Genomic DNA, 1126 nt, shown 5'->3' with positions numbered 1-1126 from the left:
TCACGAAGTTCGACGAGTGCGACACTTCCGCCGACGAAACCCGTTACCGGGTGATCCTCGAGCCGAAACTGGCGGATCTCAACCGTGGGGCGATGAGCCGGCTGTTCCAGAAACAGTCGGTAGAAGAGATCATCACCGACACGTTGCGACATTACGGCTACCGGGCCGGGGTCGACTTCGTCTTCAAGCTGCGTGGCAAATACAAGCGGCACGAGTACGTCACCCAGTATCACGAAACCACATTCGCCTTCATCCAGCGTATCTGCGCCGAAGAAGGCATCTGGTTCCGGTGGGAGCAGAAGAAGGACTACGCGGTAGTGGTGTTCGGCGACGATCTGGATGCGTATGCGCGCAAAAAGCGCGTCGTACCGTATCGTCGTGACTCGGGCCTCGAGAGTGTCGGCGCTGACTCGATCAAGACGCTGCGGCGACGGACCACGCGCGTGCCCGAGTCAGTGCGGTTGCACGACTATAACCACCGGCAGGCCGACGTGTCGCTGCTCGTGGAGGAGAATGCGGCAAAGGGCGACAAAACCATCGATGCGGTCGATTACCACTGGGGTGAGCACTACGAAACGCCAAACGAGGGCAAAAACATTGCGCGTCTGCGGCACGAGGCGCATCTGGCTGGTCAGATCAGCTTCGTCGGCACCGGCAATCCGTTCTGGCTGGAAGCTGGCGAGGTCATGCAGGTCGACCCGGTACAGGTCGATGCGAAGCACGGGATCTTCATCACGTCGGTGCGCTCGCACGGTGCGCGCAGCAAATCATACCGGGTGACGTTCGAGGGGATTCCGTCCGACCGGGTCTGGCGGACCTCCATGGATACGATCCAGCGACCCGCTATTACCGGCATCCTGCCGGCGCGTATTACATCGCCCGGAAATTATAAATATGCCTACTTGACGGAAGAAGGCTGGTACGTAATCAAGCTGCCCTTCGATCTGGATGAGTGGAGCCCGGGTGGGACGAGCCGGCCGGTACGGTTCGCCAAGCCCTACAGCGGCGACAACTATGGGCACCATTTTCCGCTGATCGATTCCGCGGAAGTTGCGCTCGTATTCACTGCTTCGGATCCGAATCGGCCTGTGATCATCGGTGCAATGCATGACAGCCTGCATCCGGA

The 1126-nt window shown here is 59.7% G+C and carries 1 protein-coding gene; it reads left to right on the top strand.

Annotated features, from left to right (window positions below; all coding sequences use genetic code 11):
• The coding region (locus BHE01S_RS35815; protein WP_042273254.1) for a type VI secretion system Vgr family protein at window positions 1-1126 on the top strand (1126 nt) is incomplete at both ends.

The sequence above is a fragment of the Paraburkholderia heleia NBRC 101817 genome, assembly GCF_000739775.1.
In the GTDB taxonomy this organism is placed as follows: Bacteria; Pseudomonadota; Gammaproteobacteria; order Burkholderiales; family Burkholderiaceae; genus Paraburkholderia; species Paraburkholderia heleia.
The sequence above is the reverse complement of the archived record's forward strand: the minus strand, read 5'-3'. Positions and strand labels throughout refer to the sequence as shown.